The 26,171-nt window shown below is 60.5% G+C and carries 21 protein-coding genes; 3 read left to right on the forward strand and 18 right to left on the reverse strand.

Features of this window, described 5'->3' with window-relative positions; translation table 11 throughout:
* Positions 1-112: 112 nt before the first annotated feature.
* From dnaE to rpsB, 16 genes are all read right to left on the reverse strand, one after another.
* A complete protein-coding gene (gene dnaE / locus CFII68_RS19915) occupies positions 113-3,634 on the reverse strand; it encodes a DNA polymerase III subunit alpha (RefSeq protein WP_018603702.1) in 3,522 nt (1,173 codons plus the stop codon).
* A 227-nt stretch (positions 3,635-3,861) separates the two neighbouring features.
* Complete coding sequence (gene rnhB, locus CFII68_RS19910; RefSeq protein ID WP_033062504.1) at positions 3,862-4,521, reverse strand: ribonuclease HII; 660 nt, start codon at positions 4,519-4,521, stop codon at positions 3,862-3,864.
* On the reverse strand, positions 4,518-5,648 hold the full coding sequence (gene lpxB / locus CFII68_RS19905) for a lipid-A-disaccharide synthase (protein ID WP_018603706.1): 1,131 nt from the start codon (positions 5,646-5,648) through the stop codon (positions 4,518-4,520). The genes rnhB and lpxB overlap by 4 nt, the downstream gene beginning before the upstream one ends.
* 2 nt (positions 5,649-5,650) lie before the next feature.
* Positions 5,651-6,427 (reverse strand): acyl-ACP--UDP-N-acetylglucosamine O-acyltransferase, encoded by a 777-nt coding sequence (gene lpxA / locus CFII68_RS19900; RefSeq protein WP_018603708.1) that lies wholly within the window; start codon positions 6,425-6,427, stop codon positions 5,651-5,653.
* Complete coding sequence (fabZ, locus tag CFII68_RS19895; protein ID WP_003184897.1) at positions 6,424-6,864, reverse strand: 3-hydroxyacyl-ACP dehydratase FabZ; 441 nt, start codon at positions 6,862-6,864, stop codon at positions 6,424-6,426. The genes lpxA and fabZ overlap by 4 nt, the downstream gene beginning before the upstream one ends.
* A gap of 105 nt (positions 6,865-6,969) precedes the next feature.
* Positions 6,970-8,025: a UDP-3-O-(3-hydroxymyristoyl)glucosamine N-acyltransferase gene (lpxD, locus tag CFII68_RS19890; protein WP_018603710.1), complete on the reverse strand. Its 1,056-nt coding sequence runs from the start codon at positions 8,023-8,025 to the stop codon at positions 6,970-6,972.
* Positions 8,026-8,028: 3 nt separating this feature from the next.
* Complete coding sequence (locus tag CFII68_RS19885) at positions 8,029-8,532, reverse strand: OmpH family outer membrane protein (RefSeq protein WP_003184901.1); 504 nt, start codon at positions 8,530-8,532, stop codon at positions 8,029-8,031.
* Positions 8,533-8,577: 45 nt separating this feature from the next.
* Positions 8,578-10,965 (reverse strand): outer membrane protein assembly factor BamA, encoded by a 2,388-nt coding sequence (gene bamA / locus CFII68_RS19880; RefSeq protein ID WP_018603712.1) that lies wholly within the window; start codon positions 10,963-10,965, stop codon positions 8,578-8,580.
* Positions 10,966-11,039: 74 nt separating this feature from the next.
* Positions 11,040-12,392 (reverse strand): RIP metalloprotease RseP, encoded by a 1,353-nt coding sequence (rseP, locus tag CFII68_RS19875; RefSeq protein WP_018603715.1) that lies wholly within the window; start codon positions 12,390-12,392, stop codon positions 11,040-11,042.
* A gap of 52 nt (positions 12,393-12,444) precedes the next feature.
* A complete protein-coding gene (gene ispC / locus CFII68_RS19870) occupies positions 12,445-13,635 on the reverse strand; it encodes a 1-deoxy-D-xylulose-5-phosphate reductoisomerase (RefSeq protein ID WP_018603717.1) in 1,191 nt (396 codons plus the stop codon).
* Positions 13,632-14,438 carry a phosphatidate cytidylyltransferase gene (locus CFII68_RS19865; protein ID WP_018603719.1) on the reverse strand — a complete coding sequence of 269 codons (807 nt, stop codon included), beginning with the start codon at positions 14,436-14,438 and terminating at the stop codon, positions 13,632-13,634. The genes ispC and CFII68_RS19865 overlap by 4 nt, the downstream gene beginning before the upstream one ends.
* Positions 14,438-15,193, reverse strand: a complete 756-nt coding sequence (uppS, locus tag CFII68_RS19860; protein ID WP_018603722.1) for a polyprenyl diphosphate synthase — start codon at positions 15,191-15,193, stop codon at positions 14,438-14,440. The genes CFII68_RS19865 and uppS overlap by 1 nt, the downstream gene beginning before the upstream one ends.
* A 13-nt stretch (positions 15,194-15,206) precedes the next feature.
* The gene (frr, locus tag CFII68_RS19855) at positions 15,207-15,764 is read right to left on the reverse strand and encodes a ribosome recycling factor (RefSeq protein ID WP_003198238.1); all 558 of its coding nucleotides are present in this window, start codon (positions 15,762-15,764) and stop codon (positions 15,207-15,209) included.
* The gene (pyrH, locus tag CFII68_RS19850) at positions 15,761-16,504 is read right to left on the reverse strand and encodes a UMP kinase (protein ID WP_003184915.1); all 744 of its coding nucleotides are present in this window, start codon (positions 16,502-16,504) and stop codon (positions 15,761-15,763) included. The genes frr and pyrH overlap by 4 nt, the downstream gene beginning before the upstream one ends.
* Before the next feature lie 216 nt (positions 16,505-16,720).
* Positions 16,721-17,584: a translation elongation factor Ts gene (tsf, locus tag CFII68_RS19845; RefSeq protein WP_018603730.1), complete on the reverse strand. Its 864-nt coding sequence runs from the start codon at positions 17,582-17,584 to the stop codon at positions 16,721-16,723.
* Between the two features lie 194 nt (positions 17,585-17,778).
* The gene (gene rpsB / locus CFII68_RS19840; protein WP_003198231.1) at positions 17,779-18,516 is read right to left on the reverse strand and encodes a 30S ribosomal protein S2; all 738 of its coding nucleotides are present in this window, start codon (positions 18,514-18,516) and stop codon (positions 17,779-17,781) included.
* A 375-nt stretch (positions 18,517-18,891) separates the two neighbouring features.
* On the opposite strand from rpsB, the gene map reads away from it, so the two are divergent.
* The 3 genes from map to dapC all read left to right on the forward strand — a co-directional run bounded on the left by map (position 18,892) and on the right by dapC (position 23,743).
* Complete coding sequence (gene map / locus CFII68_RS19835; RefSeq protein ID WP_018603733.1) at positions 18,892-19,674, forward strand: type I methionyl aminopeptidase; 783 nt, start codon at positions 18,892-18,894, stop codon at positions 19,672-19,674.
* A 44-nt stretch (positions 19,675-19,718) separates the two neighbouring features.
* Entirely contained in the window at positions 19,719-22,421 is a 2,703-nt protein-coding gene (locus CFII68_RS19830; protein WP_018603734.1) for a [protein-PII] uridylyltransferase, read from the forward strand.
* A 122-nt stretch (positions 22,422-22,543) separates the two neighbouring features.
* Positions 22,544-23,743: a succinyldiaminopimelate transaminase gene (dapC, locus tag CFII68_RS19825; protein WP_018603735.1), complete on the forward strand. Its 1,200-nt coding sequence runs from the start codon at positions 22,544-22,546 to the stop codon at positions 23,741-23,743.
* 203 nt (positions 23,744-23,946) lie between these two features.
* Here the strand turns inward: dapC and CFII68_RS19820 are convergent, their stop codons facing one another.
* Together CFII68_RS19820 and CFII68_RS19815 are read right to left on the reverse strand one after the other, a co-directional pair.
* A complete protein-coding gene (locus CFII68_RS19820; protein WP_018603737.1) occupies positions 23,947-24,306 on the reverse strand; it encodes a DUF6124 family protein in 360 nt (119 codons plus the stop codon).
* Between the two features lie 498 nt (positions 24,307-24,804).
* Complete coding sequence (locus CFII68_RS19815; protein WP_018603739.1) at positions 24,805-26,160, reverse strand: hypothetical protein; 1,356 nt, start codon at positions 26,158-26,160, stop codon at positions 24,805-24,807.
* Positions 26,161-26,171: the final 11 nt, after the last annotated feature.

Raw genomic sequence — 26,171 nt, forward strand, 5'->3', positions numbered from 1 at the left:
GCCGGCCGGTTGTCTATTCGCGCCTACCTTAAGGGAGAGGCGCGTTCAGGTCGAGATTAAAAATTCGGGTCGAGATCAGGGGTATTCCGGTTTCAGGAATGGCCCCTGGCCGTCAACGGTATTGGAGGAAGACGTTGTCTTTGCCGAACTGGTCACGCAAGGCTTGAATCAACGCATCCGCCGGATCGATCCGCCAGCCTTCACCGAACTGCAACACAGCCTTGGCATCGGGGCGTACGTACTCCATGGTGATCGGGCAGGCACCGCGATGGCGCTTGAACAATTCACCCAACCAGCGTAGCTGATCGCCCTTGAGATCCTGGGTCTGCAACTTCAGGCGCAGGCTTTCGGCCAGGTTGGTACGGGCATCTTCCATGCTCATTACCCGCTTGACCCGCAGCCGCAGGCCACCGGAAAAATCATCGTTGCTGACCTCGCCTTCCACCACCACCATCGCATCGGTCTGCAACAGCGACTGCGCCGAGTGGAACGCATCGGCGAACAATGAGGCCTCGATGCGCCCGGAGCGGTCGTCGAGGGTGATGAAGCCCATCTTGTCGCCCTTTTTGTTCTTCATCACCCGCAGGGCGATGATCATGCCAGCGACGGTTTGCGTGTCGCGCGCCGGCTTGAGGTCGATGATGCGCTGACGGGCGAAGCGGCGGATCTCACCTTCGTACTCGTCGATCGGGTGACCGGTGAGGTACAGGCCCAAGGTGTCTTTCTCACCCTTGAGGCGCTCCTTGAGGGTCAGCTCCTTGGCCTTGCGATGATTGCCATAGACATCGGCGTCTTCTTCGACGAACAGCCCGCCAAACAGGTCGGCGTGGCCGCTGTCATGGGTACGGGCAGTCTGTTCGGCGGCCTTGATCGCCTCCTCCATCGCCGCCAGCAACACCGCGCGGTTGCGGTCGATGTTGGCCTGGTAGGCCTTGGGCTCATCCTGGAAGTAAGGCCCCAGCCGGTCCAGGGCACCACTGCGGATCAAACCGTCGAGGGTGCGCTTGTTGATGCGCTTGAGGTCAACCCGGGCGCAGAAATCGAACAGGTCCTTGAACGGCCCGTCCTGGCGCGCTTCGGTGATGGCTTCCACCGGCCCCTCGCCCACGCCCTTGATCGCGCCCAGGCCGTAAATGATGCGGCCTTCGTCGTTCACCGTGAACTTGAACTCCGAAGCGTTCACGTCCGGTGCGTCGAGGCGCAGCTTCATGGTCCGCACTTCTTCGATCAAGGTCACGACCTTGTCGGTGTTGTGCATATCCGCCGACAGTACCGCGGCCATGAACGGCGCCGGGTAATGCGCCTTCAGCCACGCGGTCTGGTACGACACCAGGCCATAGGCGGCGGAGTGGGATTTGTTGAAGCCGTAGCCGGCGAACTTTTCCACCAGGTCGAAAATGTTACCGGCCAGGTCAGGGTCGATGCCGTTGGTGGCGCAACCCTCAATGAAACCGCCGCGTTGCTTGGCCATTTCCTCGGGCTTTTTCTTACCCATGGCCCGGCGCAGCATGTCCGCACCGCCGAGGGTATAACCGGCCATGACCTGGGCAATCTGCATCACCTGTTCCTGATACAGGATGATGCCGTAGGTCGGTGCCAGCACCGGTTTCAAGCCTTCGTACTGATAATCCGAGTGCGGGTACGCCAGCTCGGCGCGACCGTGCTTACGGTTGATGAAGTCATCCACCATGCCCGACTGCAACGGGCCCGGACGGAACAGGGCCACCAGTGCGATCAGGTCTTCCAGGCAGTCGGGCTTGAGCTTTTTGATCAGCTCCTTCATGCCCCGGGATTCAAGCTGGAACACCGCCGTGGTTTCGGCTTTTTGCAGCAGGCTGTAGGTCGGCTTGTCATCCAGCGGGATGAAGGCAATGTCCAGCGGCTCTTCGCCGACCTTGGCCCGCTCACGGTTGATGGTTTTCAGCGCCCAGTCAATGATGGTCAGGGTCCGCAGGCCGAGGAAGTCGAACTTCACCAGGCCCGCCGCCTCGACGTCATCCTTGTCGAACTGGGTCACCAGGCCGTCGCCTTCTTCATCGCAATAGATCGGCGAGAAGTCAGTCAGCTTGGTCGGTGCGATCACCACGCCCCCGGCGTGCTTGCCGACGTTACGCACCACGCCTTCGAGCTTGCGGGCCATCTCCCAGATTTCCGCGGCTTCTTCGTCGACCTTGATGAAGTCCCGCAGGATTTCTTCCTGCTCGTAGGCCTTCTCCAGGGTCATGCCGACTTCGAACGGAATCATCTTCGACAGACGATCCGCCAAACCGTAGGACTTTCCCTGCACCCGCGCGACGTCACGCACCACCGCCTTGGCGGCCATGGAACCGAAGGTGATGATCTGGCTCACAGCGTTGCGGCCATATTTCTCGGCCACGTAGTCGATCACCCGGTCGCGACCGTCCATGCAGAAGTCGACGTCGAAGTCGGGCATGGATACCCGTTCCGGGTTGAGGAAACGTTCGAACAGCAGGTCATATTCCAGCGGGTCGAGGTCGGTGATCTTCTGCACATAGGCCACCAGCGACCCGGCACCCGACCCACGGCCTGGGCCCACCGGCACGCCGTTGCTCTTGGCCCACTGGATGAAGTCCATCACGATCAGGAAGTAACCGGGGAAGCCCATCTGGATGATGATATCCAGCTCGAAATTCAACCGATCGACATAGACCTGGCGCTTGGCTTCGTAATCTTCGGTGGTGTCCTTGGGCAGCAGGACGCTGAGGCGCTCCTCAAGACCGTCGAAGGACACTTTGCGGAAATACTCGTCGATGGTCATGCCATCGGGAATCGGGAAGTTGGGCAGGAAGTGTTTGCCCAGCTTCACGTCGATGTTGCAGCGCTTGGCAATCTCGACGGTGTTTTCCAGCGCCTCGGGCAGGTCGCTGAACAACTCGGCCATTTCCTCGGCGCTCTTGAGGTATTGCTGGTTGCTGTAGTTCTTCGACCGCCGCGGATCGTCGAGGGCCCGGCCCTCACCGATGCAGACACGGGTTTCGTGGGCTTCGAAGTCGTCCTGCTTGATAAAGCGCACATCGTTGGTCGCCACCAGCGGCGCGCCGATCTTGTCGGCCAGGGCTACGGCGGCATGCAGGTGTTCTTCATCATTGGGACGATTGGTGCGCTGCACTTCGATGTAGAAGCGATCCGGGAACACCGACATCCAGTCACGGGCCAGGGTCTCGGCTTCCTCGGGATTGCCACTGAGCAGGGCCAGGCCGATTTCACCTTCCTTGGCCGCCGACAGCATGATCAGCCCTTCGCTGGCCTCGGCCACCCACTCGCGCTCGATGATGATCGAGCCGTTGCGCTGGCCGTCGATAAAGCCGCGGGAGATCAGCTCGGTGAGGTTGCGATAACCCAGGGCGTTCATCACCAACAGGCTGATACGGCTCAGCGGTGCGTCCGGGTCCTTGTTCGACAGCCACAGGTCGGCGCCACAGATCGGCTTGATCCCGGCGCCCATGGCGGCCTTGTAGAACTTGACCAGCGAACACATGTTGTTCTGGTCGGTGACCGCCACGGCAGGCATGTTCATGCCCACCAGGGTCTTGACCAGGGGCTTGATCCGCACCAGACCGTCGACCAGGGAGTATTCAGTGTGCAGGCGTAGATGAACGAATGAAGCCGGCATAGTGATCCTGCGTTAAGTCATGAAAACAACAAGGCCCGGATTGTACCGGGCCTTGGGTAAAACATCAGCCATGAGTCTTCTGCCTGGCAAATACTGCCTTTGTGGCGAGGGGATTTATCCCCGCTGGGGCGCGAAGCGGCCCTTTAGCTGACAACCCGGTGCCTGATGGGCTTTGGGGCTGCTTCGCAGCCCAGCGGGGATAAATCCCCTCGCCACAAAAGCCTGCATCAAGAGACCGTAGCCTGATTACCCACGATCAAGCCACCACGCGCCTCATAAGCCAGCCGCACCGGCGCGAACGAACGCCTGTGGATCGGCGTTGGCCCAAGGCGCGCCAGGGCTTCGAGATGAACGGGGGTCGGATAACCCTTGTGGCCGCCGATGCCATAGCCCGGGTAAATCAATTCGAAGGCGGCCATTTCCCGGTCACGGCTGACCTTCGCCAGGATCGAGGCCGCCGCGATGGCCGGCACCTTGGCGTCGCCCTGGACCACCGCTTCGGCGCGCATCGACAGTTTCGGGCAGCGATTGCCATCGATCATCGCCAGTTTCGGCGTGATGTGCAGGCCCTGCACCGCACGCTGCATGGCAAGCATGGTGGCGTGCAGGATATTGAGTTCATCTATTTCTTCGACTTCGGCCCGGGCGATGCACCAGCTCAGGGCTTTCTCGCAGATCTCGTCGTAGAGCTTTTCGCGACGGGCTTGCGTGAGTTTCTTCGAATCGTTGAGGCCCAGGATCGGCCGCTTCGGGTCGAGAATCACCGCGGCCGTCACCACCGCGCCGCACAACGGGCCGCGACCCACCTCATCGACACCCGCCACCAGTTCTTCCACTTCGGCGACCAGGTTGAAATCCAGGCCCATCTGTAGCTTTGAGTTGCTCATGGTTTTGCGCCAATCAGGGTCAGTACCGCGTCAGCCGCCTGGTTGGAAGCATCACGACGCAAGGTACGGTGGATTTCATCAAAGCCCCGAGTCTGTTCCTCGCCGCCATCGATCAAGGGCAACAACGTGGTGGCCAGCGCCTCGGCGGTCGCGTCATCCTGCAGCAGCTCCGGCACCAACAAGCGCTGGGCCAACAGGTTCGGCAAGGACACGTAGGGGCTCTTGACCATGCGTTTGAGAATCCAGAACGTCAGCGGCGCCAGGCGATAGGCGACCACCATCGGGCGCTTATACAACAGCGCCTCAAGGGTAGCCGTGCCGGAGGCAATCAACACCGCATCGCAGGCCGCCAACGCTTCGTGGGAACGACCGTCGAGCAGCGTCACCGGCAAATCGCGGCCAACCAGCAGCGCTTCCAACTGGGCGCGACGCGGCGCACTGGCACATGGCAGGACAAAACGTACACCGGGGCGCAGCGCCCGAAGGCGCTCGGCAGCGTCGAAAAACAGACCGCCCAGGCGACTCACTTCGCCGCCCCGGCTGCCGGGCATCAAGGCCACCAGTGGTCCCTCGGGCAGGCCTAACGCCTGGCGGGCCGCATCGCGGTCGGCTTCCAGAGGAATGGTATCGGCCAGGGTGTGCCCGACAAACCGCACCGGCACGCCCTTCTCTTCATAGAACCGGGCTTCGAACGGCAGCAGCGTCAGCATCAGGTCGCAACCTTCGCGAATCTTCAGCACCCGCTTCTGCCGCCAGGCCCAGACCGACGGGCTGACGTAATGCACGGTCTTGATCCCGGCCTGACGTAGCTTGAGTTCGATATTGAGGGTGAAATCCGGCGCATCGATGCCGATGAACACATCCGGCTTTTCGTCGATCAGGGTCTGGATCAGCTTTTTGCGCCGGGCCAGCAACTCGCGCAAGCGCCCGAGCACTTCCACCAGGCCCATCACCGACAGGCGTTCCATCGGGAAATAGGACGTCAGGCCTTCGGCCTCCATCAACGGCCCGCCAACACCAATGAATTCGACAGCGGGATGCTGCGCCTTGAGCGCGCGCATCAGACCGGCGCCCAGAATGTCACCGGAAGCCTCCCCCGCCACCAGTGCAACACGCAAATTAGCCATGGTCAGCGAGTGATGCCGCGGGTCGAAGACTGGATGGAGTCACGGAAGATCGCGACTTCGGGGTATTGCGCCGAAGCCTCGGCCAGTTCGGCGAGTGCCTGCTCGACCGTCAAGCCCTGGCGATACACGACTTTGTAGGCGCGACGCAGCGCCGTAATCGCCTCTTCGCTGAACCCACGACGGCGCATGCCTTCGAAGTTCATGCTGCGGGCTTCGGCCGGGTTGCCGAACACCGTGACATAGGCCGGGACGTCCTTGCCGATGGCGGTGCCCATGCCAGAGAAGCTGTGGGCGCCGATATGGCAATACTGGTGCACCAGGGTGAACCCGGACAGGATCGCCCAATCATCCACGTGCACATGGCCGGCCAGCGCGGTGTTGTTGACCAGGATGCAATGGTTGCCAATCACGCTGTCATGGCCGATGTGCGCGTAGGCCATGATCAGGTTGTGGTCGCCCAGGGTCGTTTCGCAGCGATCCTGAACGGTGCCACGGTGAATCGTCACGCCTTCGCGGATCACGTTGTGATCGCCGATGACCAGACGGGTCTCTTCACCTTTGTACTTGAGATCGGGCGTGTCCTCGCCTACCGAAGAAAACTGGTAGATGCGATTGTGTCGACCAATCCGGGTCGGTCCCTTGAGAATTACGTGAGGACCGATCACCGTACCCTCGCCGATTTCCACACCAGCGCCGACGATCGACCACGGGCCGACCTCGACATCGGCGGCCAGGACGGCCGTCGGATCGATGATTGCGCGAGGGTCAATCAAACTCATAGCTTGCGTTCCGCACAGATGATTTCAGCGGAGCAGACTGGCTTGCCGTCGACCGAAGCCTGGCATTCGAACTTCCAGATCTGGCGCTTGCAACTGATGAACTTGGCTTCGAGGATCAACTGATCACCCGGGGTGACCGGCTGGCGGAAGCGCAGCTTGTCGGAACCGACGAAGTAGTAGAGCGTGCCGTCGGCAGGCTTTACGTCGAGCATTTTGAAACCAAGGATCCCGGCAGCCTGAGCCATTGCCTCGATGATCAGCACGCCCGGCATGATTGGATGCGCGGGGAAGTGACCATTGAAGAACGGCTCGTTGATGCTGACATTCTTGTAGGCGCGAATGCGCTTGCCTTCAACGTCCAGGTCCACCACCCGATCCACCAGCAGGAACGGGTAACGGTGAGGCAGGTATTCGCGAATCTCGTTGATGTCCATCATTTCGGGGGGAAGCCTATGTAAAGATTGGAAGCGCACGAGTGACGCGCACTCCGCTAGCAAATCAAGATGCCCTAACGGCTGTGCACACTTGATATGGAAATGGTATCAGCCATCTGATGAAGCATTACCGCCAGGGGTCACGTCCCCTACACGCTTTTCCACCTGCTTGAGGCGTCGCGCGATGTCGTCGAGCTGGCGGATACGCGCCGCGCTCTTGCGCCATTCGGCTGCCGGCTGCATGGCCGTACCGGAAGAGTAGGCACCTGCCTCGGTAATCGAGTGGGTCACCATGGTCATCCCGGTCAGGAACACGTTGTCACAGATATCGATATGGCCCACCAGCCCCACGCCACCGGCGAGCATGCAGTGCTTGCCGATCTTGGTGCTGCCGGAGATGCCCACGCAGGCGGCCATGGCGGTGTGGTCACCGACCTGGACGTTGTGGGCGATCTGGATCTGGTTGTCGAGCTTGACGCCATTGCCGATGACCGTGTCGGCCAGGGCGCCGCGGTCGATCGCGGTGTTGACGCCAATCTCGACGTCGTCGCCAACGGTGACGCCGCCGATCTGGGCGATCTTTTGCCAGATGCCCTTCTCGTTGGCAAACCCGAACCCTTCGCCGCCCAGCACTGCGCCGGACTGAATCACGACCCGCTTGCCGATGCGCACATCGTGGTACAGGGTGACCCGTGGCGCCAGCCAACCGCCTTCGCCGATCTCGCTGCGCGCGCCAATGACGCAATGGGCACCCAGCGTGACGCCGGCACCGATTCGGGCCGCGCTTTCGATGACCACGAATGGGCCGACACTGGCCGTGGGATCAACCACGGCATCTGCCGCGATCACTGCGCTGGGATGAATACCAGCGGCCGATTTCGGCTTGGGATCGAACAGATGGGAAATGCGGGCATACGCCAGGTACGGATCGGGCACGATCAGGGCATCGCCGACAAACCCATCGGCATCAGCTGCCTTGAGCAACAGCGCGGCCGCCCGGCTGTCAGCCAGGTACTTGCGGTATTGAGGATTTGCCAGAAAGCTCAACTGAGCTGGGCCAGCCTCTTGCAAAGTGGCTAGCCCAGTAATTGCCTTCTCCGGGTCACCACGCAGGGTGGCGCCGAGGAACTCGGCCAACTGGCCGAGCTTGATAGTCGCTGTCATGGATTACTTCAGCTGATTCATGCGCTCGATCACCTGGCGCGTGATGTCGTATTGAGGCTTGACATCAATCACTGCGCCACGCTCGAACACGAGGTCAAAACCACCTTTCTTGATGACTTCTTCCACAGCGCTGTCGAGTTTCGGCTTGAGTTGCTTGAGCATTTCGCGGTCGGCAACAGCTTTGGCTTCGTTCAGCTCCTTGGACTGGAACTGAAAGTCACGGGCCTTTTGCTTGAACTCAAGCTCCAGACGCTCGCGTTCGCCCTGGGCCATCTTGTCGCCACCGGCCACCAGACGATCCTGAATGCCCTTGGCGCTGCTTTCCAGGCCCTTGAGCTTGGTCAGTTGCGGGCCGAATTTCTTCTCCGCATCCACGGCGTATTTCTTCGCCGCGTCGGATTCCAGCAGGGCCATCTGATAATTCAGTACGGCGATCTTCATGTCGGCAAAAGCCGGACCTGCGACCAGTACGGTCGCCAGGAGAACCAATTGAGTCAACTTACGCACGATGTACTCCTACAAAATCCATTGTCGTTATCTTGGGTCAAACGCTTAGAACGTCTGGCCGAGGGAGAATTGGAACACTTGGGTTTCAGCGTCATCCGGCTTCTTGATCGGCATCGCCAATGCGAAGCTCAAGGGGCCCAGTGCGGTAACCCAGGTCACGCCCACACCCACGGAGCTGGCCAGGTTGCTCAGGCTGATGTCGTTGCACTTAGCATTGGACCGGGTGCCGTTGGCGTTGGTGGTGTCATCGCAACTGGAGTTGAATACGTTACCCACATCCCAGAATACCGAGGTACGCAAGGAGCGCTGATCTTTGACAAACGGCATCGGGAACAGGAGTTCGGCGCCGCCCTGGATGAGGACGTTGCCACCAAATGGCAGCGGATCCTGATCCGGGTCCGCGATGGTCCCCTGGTTGCCTGTAACAGCTGCACCCCGGCTCGGCGTACTGCGCGGGCCCAGGGTACTGTCCTTGAAGCCACGAACCGAGTTGAAACCACCAGCATAGTAGTTCTCGTAGAACGGCAGGCCATCAGTCGAGCCGTAACCATCGCCATAGCCCAGCTCGGTGTGCAGGCGCATGGTGTAGTTGTCAGACAGCGGCTGGAACAGTTGGCCGCGATAATCGAGCTTGAAGAACGAGAGGTCACTGCCAGGGGTGGTCGTTTCCAATACCAGGCTCTGGGAATGACCACGGGTTGCCAACACACCTTTGTTCAAGGTCGACTCGGACCAACCGGCAGAGGCCTTGAAGTTCAGGTACTTGTCGCCTTCCTTCTCGACAAAATCGAAGATCTCGTCAACGGTATAGCGGCCAGTGCTGATCTCATCCTGCTGGGCAGTGAGACCGAATGTAAGCCGCGAAGTCTCGCTGATTGGATAACCCACGTTGACGCCGGCACCCAAGCTGTCTACTGCATAGCTGGAGACATCGGAATCGAGCTCGTCATAGTCAGTGGTGCGATAGAAGGCGTTGTAGCCCAGGCTCACACCATCAGCGGTCCAGTAGGGGTCCACGTAACCGAAGTTGTAGCGGGTCTGGTATTCGCTGCGGGTCAAGCCGATGCTGACCTTGTTACCGGTACCCAGGAAGTTGTTCTGGGTGATCGAGCCACCGAGGATCAGGCCGGCGCTCTGGGCAAAACCGACGCTGGCAGTGATCGAGCCGGAAGCCTGCTCTTCGACGCTGTAGTTCACATCGACCTGGTCATCGACGCCCGGCACGGCCGGGGTCTCGACGTTGACTTCCTTGAAGAAGCCCAGGCGCTCCAGGCGGGTCTTGGACTGGTCGATCAGGTAGGTCGACGCCCAGCCACCTTCCATCTGGCGCATTTCACGGCGCAGCACTTCGTCTTCGGACTTGGTGTTGCCACGGAAGTTGATACGGTTGACGTAGGCACGCTTGCCCGGGTCCACGGCGAAGGTGATGTCGACGGTGTGGTCTTCATCGTGCGGCTGTGGCACGCCGTTGACGTTGGCGAAGGTGTAGCCCTCGTTACCCAGGCGACGGGTGATCAGCTCGGACGTGGTGGTCATCAGCTTGCGCGAGAACACCTGGCCCTTCTGCACCAGCAGCAGCGACTTGACCTGGTCTTCAGGGACCTTCAGGTCACCGCTGAGCTTGACGTCACGAACGGTGTACTTGTCGCCTTCGTTGACGTTGACGGTAATGTAGACGTGCTTCTTGTCCGGGGTGATGGACACCTGGGTCGAAGCGATGTCCATGTTGATGTAGCCACGGTCCAGGTAGTAGGAACGCAGACGCTCCAGGTCACCGGAGAGTTTTTCACGGGCGTACTTGTCGTCGTTCTTGAAGAACGACAGCCAGTTGGTGGTCTTGAGCTCGAACAGGTCGACCAGGTCTTCTTCAGGGAAAACCGTGTTGCCCACCACGTTGATGTGCTGGATGGCCGCCACGGTGCCTTCGTTGATATTGACCTTCAGGCCGACGCGGTTGCGCGGCTGCGGCACCACTTCGGTGTCGACGGTGGCCGAGTAGCGGCCCTGGGCAACGTACTGGCGTTGCAGCTCGTTACGTACACCTTCGAGGGTGGCGCGCTGGAAGATCTCGCCTTCGGCCAGACCGGATTGCTTGAGGCCCTTCATCAGGTCTTCAGTGGAGATCGCCTTGTTGCCCTCGATCTCGATACTGGCGACCGACGGACGCTCGACAACGGTGATGACCAGGACATTGCCGTCACGGCCCAGTTGGATATCTTGAAAGAAGCCGGTCTTGAACAGCGCACGCGTGGATTCCACCAGGCGCCGATCATCCGCCTGCTCGCCGACGTTCAACGGCAAGGCACCAAAGACGCTACCCGCGGAGACCCGCTGGAGGCCATTGACGCGAATATCAGAGATAGTGAAGGACTCGGCGTGAACTTCGGCGATCATCAATACGGTGAGAACCGCAGTTAGCAGCAGACGTTTCATGAAGTCCTTTCTTATTCCAACTGGCAATAAACAAACTGCCGCAAAATGCGGCAGATTCGCAATTCAGCGAAGCGTTACAGACGACCCAGATCGTTGACGAGGGCAAGCAACATGACCCCGACCACCAAGCTGATACCGATCTGTATCCCCCAACCCTGCACCCGATCCGACAAGGGACGACCACGCGCCCACTCGATCAGATAAAACAGCAGATGCCCCCCATCCAGTACCGGGATGGGCAACAAATTCAGAACCCCCAGGCTAATGCTCAGATAAGCAAGGAAATTCAGGAAATCAGCAACGCCCGACTGGGCAGAAGCGCCCGCCACTTTAGCAATGGTTATCGGTCCACTCAAGTTTTTTACCGAGAGCTCGCCGAACAACATTTTCTTGAGCGAGTCCAGCGTCAGGATGCTCATGGTCCAGGTACGCCGCGCACCCTCGCCAATCGCCGCCACAGGGCCGAAGCTGACCTCACGGATCATTTCCGGCGGCCAGTCGACCGCCTTGACACCCGCCCCCAGGTAACCGGTCGGCGCCTTGCTCTCGCCACGGGCGGCCAGGGTCACCGGGACGTCGATTGGAGCACCGTCGCGCTCGACGCGCAGCACAATTTTAGTATCAGGACGTACACGAACCGAATCGACCACCTGCTGCCAGTCGCTGACCGGCTGGCCGTCGAGCGCCAGCAAGCGGTCGCCGGTCTTCAGGCCTGCGGCGTGGGCCGGGCCTTTCGGATCGAGCTCGGCGAGGATCGGCGGCAACGCCGGACGCCATGGCTTGATCCCCAGGGAGCGGATCGGATCCGGCTCATCGGCACCCTTGAGCCAGTTGTCCAGGATCAGTTCGCGAGGCGAATCCACCGTGGAACCCTGCTCACGCACCATCAGTTGCAACGAACCGCTCTCACCCAGGCGCCGTACCAATTGCAGATTGACCGCCGCCCAGCCGGACGTCGGCTCCCCATCGATGGCAACGATTTCCTGCCCGGCACCCAGCCCGGCACGGGCGGCAACGCTGCCGGCCTCTACCCCACCAATGACCGGACGCACCTGCTCGCTGCCCAGCATGGCCAGGCCCCAGAAAAACACCATGGCCAGCAGGAAGTTGGCAATCGGTCCCGCCGCGACGATGGCGATACGCTGACGGACGGTCTTGCGATTGAAGGATTGATCGAGCTGGTCGGCCGGGACTTCGCCTTCGCGCTCGTCGAGCATCTTGACGTAGCCGCCCAGCGGGATGGCCGCCACGACGAACTCGGTGCCTTTCTTGTCGTGCCAGCGCAGCAAGGGCATGCCAAAGCCCACGGAAAAACGCAGGACCTTGACGCCACAGCGCCGCGCGACCCAGAAATGACCGAATTCGTGAAATGTGACCAACACCCCCAAGGCTATCAGGGTGCCGGCAATCATATAGAGCGCGCTCATCTGTTTTCTCCGCAATCCTGTCCAGGGCAACCCTGGCTAACGTATCGCAGCTTCAACGCCCGTGGCGCTGCAGCCATTGGCCCGCCAACTCACGAGCCCTGGCATCCGCCGTAAATACCGCATCGAGGTCATTGACCGAAACCACGGCCTCGAGATTCAAGACTTCCTCGATGATACTCGCGATCTCGAGGTAACGGACACGTCCATCGAGAAACGCTGCAACCGCCACTTCATTGGCGGCATTAAGCATCGCCGGGGCACTGTTGCCCGCCTCGGCCGCCTGACGCGCCAGGCGCAGGCAGGGGAAACGCTGCTCATCGGGCGCCTGGAAATCCAGGCGAGCGATGGCGAACAGGTCCAGCGGGGCAACACCTGAGTCGATACGCTCCGGCCAGGCCAGGGCGTTGGCGATCGGCGTGCGCATGTCCGGATTGCCCAACTGGGCCAGCACCGAACCGTCGACGTAGTCCACCAGGGAGTGAATCACGCTCTGGGGATGAATCACCACCTCGACCTGGGAAGGCTTGGCATCGAACAGCCAACAGGCCTCGATCAGTTCCAACCCCTTGTTCATCATGCTGGCCGAATCCACGGAAATCTTGCGCCCCATGGACCAGTTCGGGTGCGCACAGGCCTGCTCGGGTGAAACATGCACCAATTCTTCCAGCGGTGTCTGCCGGAACGGACCACCGGAGGCTGTCAGCAAAATCCGCCGGACCCCTACCGCGCCGAGGCCACGGGAAAAATCCTGCGGCATGCATTGAAAAATCGCATTGTGCTCGCTGTCGATGGGCAGCAACACCGAACCACTTTTGCGCACAGCCTGCATGAACAGCGCGCCGGACATCACCAGCGCCTCTTTGTTGGCCAGCAGGATCTTCTTGCCGGCCTCCACCGCCGCCAGCGTCGGGCGCAAGCCTGCCGCACCGACGATGGCCGCCATCACGGCGTCGACTTCGGGGTCGGAAGCCACTTGGCAGAGGCCCTCCTCGCCCACCAGCACGCGGGTTTGCAAACCGGCTGCGCGCAGATCGTCCTGCACCCCCCGCGCCAGACCAGCCTCAGGCACCACGGCAAACCGTGGCGTGTGGCGCACGCACAGCGCCAGCAATTCACTCAAGCGCGTGAAACCGCTGAGGGCGAACACCTGGTAACGCTCCGGGTGCCGGCCGATGACGTCCAGCGTACTCAGGCCGATCGAACCGGTCGCACCAAGGACCGTGATCTGCTGGGGGCGACTCACGATGCCGCCATCCACAACAGCACGGCAAAGACCGGGATCGCAGCGGTAAGACTGTCGATGCGATCCAGCACACCACCGTGACCGGGCAGCAGGTTACTGCTGTCCTTGATCCCGGATTGACGCTTGAACATGCTTTCGGTCAGGTCGCCGACCACGGACACAAAGACGATCAGGGCGGCGCCAATCAGTCCCATCAGCAATTGCGCGACCGTCCAGTCCCGCACGAAACCGACCACAGTGGTGATCACCAGGCTCAAGGCCAGGCCACCATAGACGCCTTCCCAGCTCTTGCCGGGACTGACTTTCGGTGCGAGCTTGCGCTTGCCGAAGGCCTTACCGGAAAAATAGGCACCGATGTCGGCACCCCAGACCAACACCATCACAGCCATGATCTGCCAGTTGCCCAGCGGGCCTTGCTTGATCCAGATCAGCCCCTGCCAGGCCGGCAGCAGGATCAGCAGGCCGATCACCAGCTTGGTCGCCGCATTGGCCCAATGATGGGTAGTCCGCGGATAGGTCAGGACCAGGAAGGTCGCTGTCGCCCACCACAGCACCGCGGCACCCAACACCCAAGGCCCGAGGCCGGGTACCACGTACATGATGAACAGCATGGCCGCCACGGCCGCTGCGTAGGCCACGCGCGCCGACTGCGCAGGAAAACCCGCCAGCCGCGCCCACTCCCACGCACCCAAGGTCACGACCAGCCCGATGAACAGCGCAAAACCGGCACCTTTGAGCAGGAAGAAACCGCCCAGGGCGATGGGCAACAGGATCAAGGCAGTGATGATTCGTTGTTTGAGCATTAAACCCGGGCTCCAGCTTCGATCTGCTCGCTCGTTTTACCAAAGCGACGCTGACGGGAAGCGAAATCGGCTAGCGCAGTGCGCATGGCTTCGTGTTTGAAGTCCGGCCAGAACAGGTCGGAGAAATACAACTCGGCATAAGCCAACTGCCAGAGCAGGAAGTTGCTGATGCGATGCTCGCCACCGGTACGGATGCACAGGTCTGGCAACGGCAGGTCGCCGGTCGCCAGACAGGTCTGCAGCAGTTCCGGCGTGATGTCTTCCGGGCGCAAGTGCCCGGCCTGGACTTCCCGCGCCAGCCGCTGGGCGGCCTGGGCAATGTCCCACTGACCGCCATAGTTGGCGGCGATCTGCAGGACAAACCGGTCGTTGCCCGCGGTCGCGGCCTCGACTTCGCGCATCGCAGCCTGCAACTCAGGATGAAAGCGCGAGCGATCACCGATGATCCGCAGGCTGATCTTGTTATCGTTGAGGCGCTTGGCCTCGCGACGCAGGGCCTTGAGGAACAGGTCCATCAAGGCACTGACTTCATCGGCCGGGCGCTGCCAGTTCTCGCTGGAGAAGGCGAACAGGGTCAGCACCTCGACCCCTGCCTCGGCGCACACCTCGATGACCGCACGAACCGCGTCGACCCCCGCCTTGTGCCCGGCGACGCCAGGCATAAAGCGTTTCTTGGCCCAGCGGTTATTGCCGTCCATGATGATCGCCACGTGGCGCGGCACCACGAACGGCACGGCCTGCTTGGTCTTTTCCATGAAAACGAGACCCTTATACGGCCATCAGGTCTTTTTCTTTCTGCGCCAAATCCGCGTCGATCTTAGCCACGTACTTCTTGGTCAGGTCGTCGATCTCGCCAGTGGCACGACGCTCTTCGTCTTCGCTGATTTCCTTTTCCTTGACCAGGTCCTTGAGCTGGCTGTTGGCATCACGACGGATGTTGCGCACGGCAACACGGGCGTCTTCAGCCACATCACGGGCCTGCTTGGTGAAGCCCTTGCGGGTTTCCTCGGTCAGGGCCGGCATGGAGATCAGCAGCAGCTCACCCAGGTTGGTCGGGTTCAGGTTCAGGCCGGCACTGCCAATGGCCTTGTCGACTGCGCCCAGCATGTTGCGCTCGAAGGCCACGACCTGCAGGGTACGCGCGTCCTTGACGGTGATGTTGGCCACTTGCTTGATCGGGGTGTCGGAGCCGTAGTACGGCACCATCACGCCCTCGAGGATGCTCGGGTGCGCCTGGCCGGTGCGGATGCGACCGAAGTTGTGCGCCAGGGACTCCAGGGATTTCTGCATGCGCTGTTCAGCGTCTTTTTTGATTTCGTTGATCATTGTTGAGCTTCCTCGATCAGTGTTCCTTCGGCGCCGCCATGGACGATGTTCAGCAGGGCACCGGGCTTGTTCATGTTAAAGACGCGCAGCGGCATCTTGTGGTCGCGGCACAGGCAGATAGCCGTCAGATCCATTACACCCAGCTTGCGATCCAGCACTTCATCGTAGGTCAGATGATCGAACTTCTCGGCATGCGGGTCCTTGAACGGGTCAGCGGTATAGACGCCATCGACCTTAGTGGCCTTGAGCACGACATCGGCATCGATCTCGATCGCTCGCAGGCAGGCGGCCGAATCCGTGGTGAAGAACGGATTACCGGTGCCGGCGGCAAAAATCACCACTTCCTTGGCATTGAGGTGGCGCATGGCTTTGCGGCGGTCGTAGTGATCGGTCACGCCCACCATGGAAATGGCCGACATCACGATGGCCGAGATATTGGCACGCTCCAGCGCGTCACGCATAGCCAGGGCGTTCATCACAGTGGCCAGCATGCCCATGTGGTCGCCCGTGACCCGATCCATGCCGGCCGCGCTCAGCGCTGCGCCGCGGAACAGGTTGCCGCCGCCGATGACCAGGCCGACCTGAACGCCGATCCCGACCAACTGGCCGACTTCCAGGGCCATGCGATCCAGCACTTTCGGATCGATCCCGAACTCTTCCGAGCCCATCAGGGCCTCGCCGCTAAGCTTGAGTAGAATGCGTTTATAGCGAGCCTGATAACCACTGCCCTGCTGAGCCATTGCGAATCTCTCCTGCGGCGTATGTGTTCAAAAAATTCTTTGCAGGCTGTTTTCAGCCTGCGTTCACTCTAGCTTGACGCTGACACAGCGCCATCGGAACACGGCTTTGTAAGCCAGTTCCGACAGGAAACCAATAAAAATCGGCATCCCCATCCAAAAAGAGGCTGCGCGCGTTAAGCGGGCAGCCTCTTCAGGGCGACAGCTATAAAAACTGTCTTATTGCTTGCTGGCAGCCAGCTGAGCAGCAACTTCTTCAGCGAAGTTGTCTACTGGCTTCTCGATGCCTTCGCCCACTTTGAAGTAGGTGAAGGAAACGATTTCAGCGCCGCCTTTCTTGGCCAGTTCACCGACCTTGATTTCAGGGTTCTTGACGAACGCCTGCTCAACCAGGCTGGCTTCAGCCAGGAACTTGGTGATACGACCAGCAACCATTTTTTCAACGATTTCGGCTGGCTTGCCTTTGATCTTGTCTTCGTTGAGCTGCATGAACACAGCTTTTTCACGCTCGATGGCGTCAGCGGAAACTTCCGACGGCAGCAGGAACTCAGGGTTGCTGGCAGCGACGTGCATCGCGATGTCTTTGGCCAGCTCGACGCTGCCGCCTTTGAGGGCCACGACAACACCGATCTTGTTGCCGTGCAGGTAGGAACCGACAACATCACCTTCGACGCGAACCAGACGACGGATGTTGACGTTTTCGCCTACTTTGGCAACCAGGGCTTCACGAGCCGATTCCTGAGCGGCGATCAGCGGAGCTGCGTCGGTCAGTTTGTCGGCGAATGCTTTTTCTACACTGGCAGCAACGAATGCTTTGAAGTCGTCTTGCAGGGCCAGGAAGTCAGTCTGCGAGTTGACTTCGATGATAACGGCAGCTTTACCGTCATCCTTGATGCCGATCGCGCCTTCAGCGGCAATGTTGCCAGCTTTCTTGGCAGCCTTGATGGCGCCCGAAGCGCGCATGTCATCAATGGCTTTCTCGATGTCGCCGCCAGCCTTGGTCAAGGCTTTCTTGCAGTCCATCATGCCTTCGCCGGTACGCTCGCGCAGTTCTTTGACCAACGCTGCAGTAATCTCTGCCATTTCAAAATCCTCTTGGATAGGTTTTCAACCATTCCACCCGATCGAACGGGCGATCAATTCTTCCTGGAAAACCACTGCTTATAGGCCGCGGCAGGTTACAAACAGGTCACTGCGCTGGCGGCAAATGGTTTTCGAGGTGGCAAAAAGGGGGCCAAGCCCCCTTTTTGCTTACTGAGTCAACGCCAGGGCGTCAATTACTCAGCGGCTGCTGCCGGAGCTTCTTCAGCGAAGACTTCGGTGCCGCCATTCACGTTGTTGCGACCACGGATAACAGCGTCAGCCATCGAACCCATGTACAGCTGGATGGCGCGGATGGCGTCATCGTTGCCTGGGATGATGTAGTCAACGCCTTCCGGGCTGCTGTTGGTGTCGACAACGCCGATGACCGGGATACCCAGCTTGTTGGCTTCGGTGATCGCGATGCGCTCGTGATCAACGTCGATCACGAACAGTGCGTCAGGCAGACCGCCCATGTCCTTGATACCGCCCAGGGAGCGGTCCAGCTTCTCAAGATCGCGAGTGCGCATCAGCGCTTCTTTCTTGGTCAGCTTGGCGAAAGTACCGTCTTCGGACTGGACTTCAAGGTCACGCAGACGCTTGATGGAAGCGCGAATGGTCTTGAAGTTGGTCAGCATGCCGCCCAACCAGCGGTGATCGACGTACGGCGAACCGCAACGTGCTGCTTCTTCAGCAACGATCTTGCCAGCGGAACGCTTGGTGCCGACGAACAGAATCTTGTTTTTGCCCTGGGCCAGGCGCTCTACGAAGGTCAGTGCTTCGTTGAACATCGGCAGGGTTTTTTCAAGGTTGATGATGTGGATCTTGTTACGCGCGCCGAAAATGTACTTACCCATTTTCGGGTTCCAGTAACGGGTCTGGTGACCGAAGTGCACACCGGCCTTCAGCATATCGCGCATGTTGACTTGGGACATGATAGTTCCTTGATAAGTCGGGTTTGGCCTCCACGTATCCCAATGACCAACCAGCGGCTATAAAAGCCAAAGGCACCCAGGTCATCGTGTCGACACGTGTGTGGATTTAAGCTTGCGGGGTCATCCCCGGAAAGCGGCGCATTTTATACCACAGCAAGGGCGAAAACGGAACACGGATTCTGAAATCCTGGTGAGGAGCCCCTCCCACAGCCCTTTCATGGGCAGTGGATGCACACCCTTATAGAGAGAAGCGATGCATGTGGACGCGGATTTGCGCTGATCGTCTGTTAGAATCGCCTCTTTCAGGGCCACGTGAAGCATCATCCGCCGCCCATTTCGTTTTGAACAGCGCCGTCGGGCGCAGAGAGAGCCTGTATGACCGTTACCCTCAAGACTCCCGAGGACATCGCCAAAATGCGTGTCGCCGGCAAACTCGCCGCCGATGTGCTGGAGATGATCGCCGACTACGTCAAGCCTGGCGTGACCACCGAAGAGCTGGACCGCATCTGCCACGACTACATCGTCAACGAGCAGAAAGCCATCCCGGCCCCGCTCAACTACAAAGGCTTCCCGAAGTCGATCTGCACTTCGATCAACCACGTGGTCTGCCACGGCATCCCCAACGAAAAACCGTTGAAGGATGGCGACACCGTGAACATCGACGTTACCGTCATCAAGGACGGCTTTCACGGCGACACCAGCCGCATGTTCCATGTCGGCAACGTGCCGGAGTGGGCCGAGCGCCTGTCCAAGGTCACCCAGGAATGCATGTACATGGCCATCGAACTGGTGAAACCGGGCTGCCGCCTGGGTGACATCGGCGAAGTGATCCAGAAGCACGCGCAGAAGAACGGCTTCTCGGTGGTACGCGAGTTCTGCGGCCACGGCATCGGCAAGGTGTTCCACGAAGAACCGCAGATCCTGCACTACGGCCGTGCCGGCACCGGCATGGAACTGCAGGCCGGCATGACCTTCACCATCGAGCCGATGATCAACCAGGGCCGCGCCGACACCAAGGTGCTGGGCGACGGCTGGACGGCCATCACCAAGGATCGCAAGCTGTCGGCCCAGTGGGAACACACCTTGCTGGTCACCGAGACCGGCTACGAAATCTTCACCCTGCGCAGCGATGACACCATCCCTCGCGTTTCCGCCTGATCCGAACCCAGCCTATAGATATAGATAGAAAGGAAAGTCATTCAATGCCGCAGGTGGATCCCGAACTCTTCGACCGCGGCCAGTTCCAGGCTGAACTGGCCCTGAAGGCAAGCCCCATCTCGGCGTTCAAGAAGGCGATCCGCCAGGCCCACGAAGTGCTCGACCAGCGCTTTCGCAATGGCCGGGACATTCGTCGGCTGATCGAGGACCGCGCCTGGTTCGTCGATAACATCCTGCAAAAGGCCTGGGAGCAGTTCGACTGGAGCGAAGACGCCGACATCGCCCTGGTGGCGGTGGGCGGCTATGGACGTGGCGAGCTGCACCCCTACTCCGACATCGACTTGCTGATCCTGCTGGACAGCGCCGATCATGAAGTTTTCCGTGACTCCATCGAGCGGTTCCTGACGCTGCTGTGGGACATCGGCCTGGAGGTCGGCCAGAGCGTGCGCTCGGTGCAGGAGTGCGCCGACGAGGCCCGCGCCGACCTGACGGTGATCACCAACCTGATGGAAAGCCGCACCGTCGCCGGCCCCGAGCACCTGCGCCAGCGCATGCTCGACGTCACCAGCACGGCGCACATGTGGCCCAGCAAGGACTTTTTCCTGGCCAAGCACGCCGAGCAGAAGGCTCGCCACCACAAGTACAACGACACCGAATACAACCTGGAGCCCAACGTCAAGGGCTCGCCCGGCGGGCTGCGGGACATCCAGACCATCCTCTGGGTCGCCCGCCGCCAGTACGGGACGCTGAACCTGCGCGCCCTGGCCGGCGAAGGCTTTTTGGTGGAAAGCGAAAACGCCTTGCTGGCCTCCTCCCAGGAATTTCTGTGGAAGGTCCGCTACGCCCTGCACATGCTCGCCGGGCGCTCCGAGGACCGCCTGCTGTTCGACCACCAGCGCTCCATCGCCAGCCTGTTGGGTTTCGAAGGGCAGGATGCCAAGCAATCCATCGAAAACTTCATGCAGCAGTACTACCGCGTGGTGATGAGCATTGCCCAGCTCAGCGAACTGATCATCCAGCACTTCGAGGAAGTCATCCTCGCCCCCGAGGACGAAGAACCGCCGCAGCCGATCAACTCACGTTTCCAACTGCACGACGGCTACATCGAAGCGCGTCACGACTATGTGTTCCGCCGCACGCCGTTCGCCATGCTCGAAATATTCGTGCTCATGGCCCAGCAGCCGGAAATCAAGGGGGTGCGCGCCGACACCATTCGCCTGCTGCGGGAAAACCGTCATCTGATCGATGAAGATTTCCGTAACGACATCCGCAACACCAGCCTGTTCATCGAGCTGTTCAAATGCCGGATCGGCGTGCACCGCAACCTGCGGCGCATGAATCGCTATGGGATCCTCGGGCGCTATCTGCCGGAGTTCGGTTTCATCGTCGGGCAAATGCAACACGACCTGTTCCACATCTATACAGTCGATGCCCACACCCTGAACCTGATCAAGCACCTGCGTAAGTTGCAATACACCCAGGTGTCGGAGAAATTCCCGCTGGCCAGCAAGCTCATGGCCAAGTTGCCCAAGCCCGAACTGATCTACATGGCAGGGCTGTATCACGACATCGGCAAGGGCCGCCAGGGCGATCATTCCGAGATTGGTGCGGTGGATGCCGAGGCGTTCTGCCAGCGCCATCAACTGCCCCTGTGGGACAGCCGGCTGATCGTCTGGCTGGTGCAGAACCACCTGATGATGTCGACCACCGCCCAGCGCAAGGACTTGTCCGACCCGCAGGTGATCCACGACTTCGCCCAGATCGTCGGCGATGAAACACGCCTGGATTACCTCTACGTGCTGACCGTGGCCGACATCAACGCCACCAACCCGAGCCTGTGGAATTCCTGGCGCGCCAGCCTGTTGCGCCAGCTCTACACCGAGACCAAGCGGGCGTTGCGCCGTGGCCTGGAAAACCCGGTGGACCGCGAAGAACAAATCCGTCAAACCCAAAGCGCGGCCCTGGACATCCTGGTACGCGGCGGCACCGATCCGGACGATGTCGAGCAGCTCTGGTCGCAATTGGGCGATGACTATTTCCTGCGCCACACCGCCGGCGACGTGGCCTGGCACAGCGACGCGATCCTCCAGCAACCGGCCGATGCCGGGCCGCTGGTGCTGATCAAGGAAACCACCCAGCGCGAGTTCGAGGGCGGCACGCAGATCTTCATCTACGCCCCGGACCAGCACGACTTCTTCGCCGTGACCGTGGCGGCGATGGACCAGCTCAACCTCAACATCCATGACGCCCGGGTCATCACCTCGAGCAGCCAGTTCACCCTCGACACCTACATCGTGCTCGACACCGACGGCGACTCGATTGGCGACAACCCGGCGCGGGTCAAGAAGATTCGCGACGGCCTGACCGAAGCCCTGCGCAACCCGGCGGACTACCCGACCATCATCCAGCGCCGGGTGCCGCGCCAGCTCAAGCATTTCGCCTTCGCGCCCCAGGTGACGATCCACAACGACGCCCAGCGCCAGGTCACCGTGCTGGAACTCAGCGCCCCGGACCGCCCAGGCCTGCTGGCGCGGATCGGCCATATTTTCCTGGAGTTCGACCTGTCGCTGCAAAACGCCAAGATCGCCACCCTCGGCGAACGGGTGGAAGACGTCTTCTTCATCACCGACGCGCATAACCACCCGCTGTCCGATCCGCAGCTGTGCAGCCGCCTGCAGGAAGCGATCGTGCAGCATTTGAGCGTCAACCAGGAACCTGATACCAACCTGATGCGCATCAATATCTGAACGAACACATTTCCCCTGTGGGAGCGAGCCTGCTCGCGATGGCGGCGGAACATCCAGCATTGATGTTTCCTGACACACCGCTATCGCGAGCAGGCTCGCTCCCACATTGAAAGAGGCCCTCGATGAACAACGCTCTGAACCAGCTCCAGCCCTACCCGTTCGAAAAGCTCCGCGCCTTGCTTGGCAGCGTCACGCCCAACCCGGACAAACGCCCGATCGCCCTGTCCATCGGCGAACCCAAGCATCGCTCGCCCAGCTTCGTGGCTGAAGCCCTGGCCAGCAATCTGGAAAAGATGGCGGTGTACCCGACCACCCTCGGCATCCCGGAGTTGCGTGAGGCCATCACGGGTTGGTGCGAGCGCCGCTTCAACGTGCCAAACGGCTGGCTGGACCCGGCGCGCCATGTGCTGCCGGTCAATGGCACCCGTGAAGCCCTGTTCGCCTTCACCCAGACCGTGGTCAACCGTGGCGACGACGCCCTGGTGGTCAGCCCGAACCCGTTCTACCAGATCTACGAAGGCGCCGCGTTCCTGGCCGGGGCCAAGCCGCACTACCTGCCGTGCCTGGACGCGAACGGCTTCAACCCGGATTTCGACGCGGTATCGCCGGACATCTGGAAACGCTGCCAGATCCTGTTCCTGTGCTCCCCGGGCAACCCGACCGGTGCATTGATTCCGGTGGACGTGCTGAAGAAGCTCATCGCCCTGGCTGACGAACATGACTTCGTCATCGCTGCGGACGAGTGCTACAGCGAACTGTACTTCGACGAACAAACCCCGCCGCCGGGGCTGCTCAGCGCCTGTGTCGAACTCGGTCGCAAGGATTTCAAGCGCTGCGTGGTGTTCCACAGCCTGTCCAAACGCTCCAACCTGCCCGGCCTGCGCTCCGGTTTCGTGGCCGGCGACGCCGACATCCTCAAGGGCTTCCTGCTGTACCGCACCTACCACGGCTGCGCGATGCCGGTTCAGACCCAACTGGCGAGCATTGCGGCGTGGAACGACGAAGTGCACGTACGCGCCAACCGCGCGCTGTACCGCGAGAAATTCGACGCCGTGCTGGAAATCCTCAGCCCGGTGCTCGACGTGCAACGCCCCGATGGCAGCTTCTACCTGTGGCCGAACGTAGCGGGCGATGATGCGGCGTTCTGCCGGGACCTGTTCGAACAGGAGCACGTGACGGTCGTGCCGGGCTCCTACCTGTCCCGCGACGTGGACGGCGTCAACCCAGGCGCCGGGCGCGTGCGCATGGCCCTGGTTGCGCCATTGGCTGAATGCGTGGAAGCGGCGGAGCGAATCCGCGCGTTCATCCAGCGTCGGGGTTGATGGCTGTATCGGGGCTGTTGTGGCGAGGGGATTTATCCCCTCGCCACAGGTTCAGTGCTTCACAGTTATTTTTGTGTTTGCCTTCGATTTATCGCGAGCAAGCTTTGCTCCCACAGTGGATTTGTGTGGCTCACACAACCTGTGATCGATACCAGATCCTGTGGGAGCAAAGCTTGCTCGCGATGAGGCCGGCACTTATTACATCAAGTCCGAAGCTCTACCCGATCCAGGCACTTGTTCGCCAACAACACCCCCAACTCAATCATCTGGGCGACTCCCAATGCGACATGTCGCCGCGAGCCGTCCTGATCGAAGGCAAGGTCATTGAGCATCGCATTGGCCGAAGCCAGGGTTTCACTGAGGTTGGCCAGCAACACTTCGGTGTCGATACCGTCAGCCACAGTGAATAACTGTACTGAGGGCTTGGCTTCTGACTTGCTGTCGTCAGGTTTGAGGTAATGATCCAGCACACGGTCAGCGGCCTCTTGCAGCTTTTCCGGGGCGTAGTCGCCATAGGGGAAAGTGGAGGCAGGTTTTGGTGGATTTTTAGGCTCTTTGATCATCGAATTGCTTGCTCCCTAGAGCTGAAGTATGTGAAGCCCTGCACTGATTGTGCAGAAGCCCGTGCTCCTAGAGATGTTCGGATTCTCACGTCCGACCGCTGAATTGGCAGCGACACCCAGAGGCTAGAGCCCCCACTTCCGACGGACAACCTTAAAAACTTGTCGGAAACTTCGGCGCGTCTGACAGACCACGATCGCTTGCTCAGAAAAAAAAGAAATAAAACCGGCCTCCATAGAACAACCCATTGATTTTATTGGTTTAGAAGCTCAACAGATCTCATGCAGCCCTGTTTCAAGAATCAAGCTGGCTTGAATTCGTTATTACCGGCAACCATGATCGCCCCGTCACCAGTGAACGCAGGCAAGAGTCTGGGTCCATCCTCGGGTTGACCCAGCCACGCAGACGGGGCCAAGCACGCTCAGTTGCGTGTCGATTGAAGCCGCCCCCTGGCCGCTCCTAACCTCCATGCGGCAGGAGCGACCGGCGACTATCCGACGCTAAACAGCTCGCTCAGCAGCACTGAGCGTCGAGCGGGCCGAGACAAAATCGACGCTGTCACCCTCGTTGTCGCTGTCTTCCCCGATATGTTCGGCCGTCGACCTTTCGACCAAGGGCAACATTCCATCCAGCTCATCCGGATGCGCGGGACCGGCGGAAAGCCTGTCCAACGCAGCAGAAGCCTTGTCCGCCAACGGTTGGGTCATCACAGCCGTGGTCACCCAGGCGGCGAGCACCGGGGCCATCGTGGCTGTAACCGTCGCCTTGCCCGCCGCCGCAACCCCCGCAGGCGAAATCCCGGCGCGCCTGGCGGCGTTGACAGCGGCGGTCTGGGCCATGCCGATCGCAGTAATACCGCCGGCCAACGCTCCGAGACCACTGACCAAGCCTGTCGGCGTAACCAAGGCTTGCAGCGATTTGCTGCCATCGCGCATCGCGTCCAGCGGCAGGCTGCCGACCCGCTTCGCAATGCCCATCGCTGCACTCCCTACGCCATAATTCTTGAGGTCCTTGTAACGCTGGTGCCAGTCTTGACGCCCCAGCAAGTATTCCGGGCCAACCCGGTGTTTGGATTTATCGATGGAATGTTGCAGGTCATAAGCGGCCATGCCTGAAAGCGGAGAGCCGATGGCAGCTATCACCGAGTCCACCTTGCTGCCCGTTTGCGCATCGACGGTCTTCGTCACGACGGGTTGGATGACCGTGCGCAACACGTTTCGCGCGGAGAAGGTCTGAAAAGTCAGGCTGCCTTCGATAGCCTGGGTCGTCAGGCTCGGCTTCACCGCCTGAGCGGCTTCCTGCATGACCGGCTCCAGATCGGCATTTTCAGCCACCAGCCACTGGGTGTCGCTGGTGGCGCGCTTGATCAGGCCATTGCCGACCGTGTCGGTGGCGCTGCTGACCAGGCCGGCAATTGCCGACAGCGCCAACGGCGCGGTAATCGAGCCATTGCCGGTCACCGCCGGAACGAAGTCCAGCGCGATGGACGCCGCGCCGAAGGGAACCGAACGAAGGAATCCAACAGTGTCATGGGACGCGCGATCCAGCCGCGAGCCTTTAGTCAGCACGGCATCGACGCTTTCCGCGGTTTCCCCGTCATTGGCCAAGGTACGCGAACGATCGTCGATCAATGCTTCGAAGGCCTCGCGATTGGCACCGTTTATGTGCGGCTCGAATACCCGGGTGAGCTGGGCCTTGATTGCACCAGTGCGATTTGCCAGGTCCTGTTCAGCCGAGACAGGGCCGATCGGGACGGATGCGGCGGTCCTGGTGGTCGATGTCGTTGAATGGGGCGGGAGTGTTTCTTCAGTTTGATGCATCAGTGGATGGGGTAGTGTCAGAGAGATGGAATCCATGGGCGGGCCTC

This window comes from Pseudomonas sp. CFII68 (genome assembly GCF_000416195.1).
Classification (GTDB): Bacteria; Pseudomonadota; Gammaproteobacteria; order Pseudomonadales; family Pseudomonadaceae; genus Aquipseudomonas; species Aquipseudomonas kilonensis.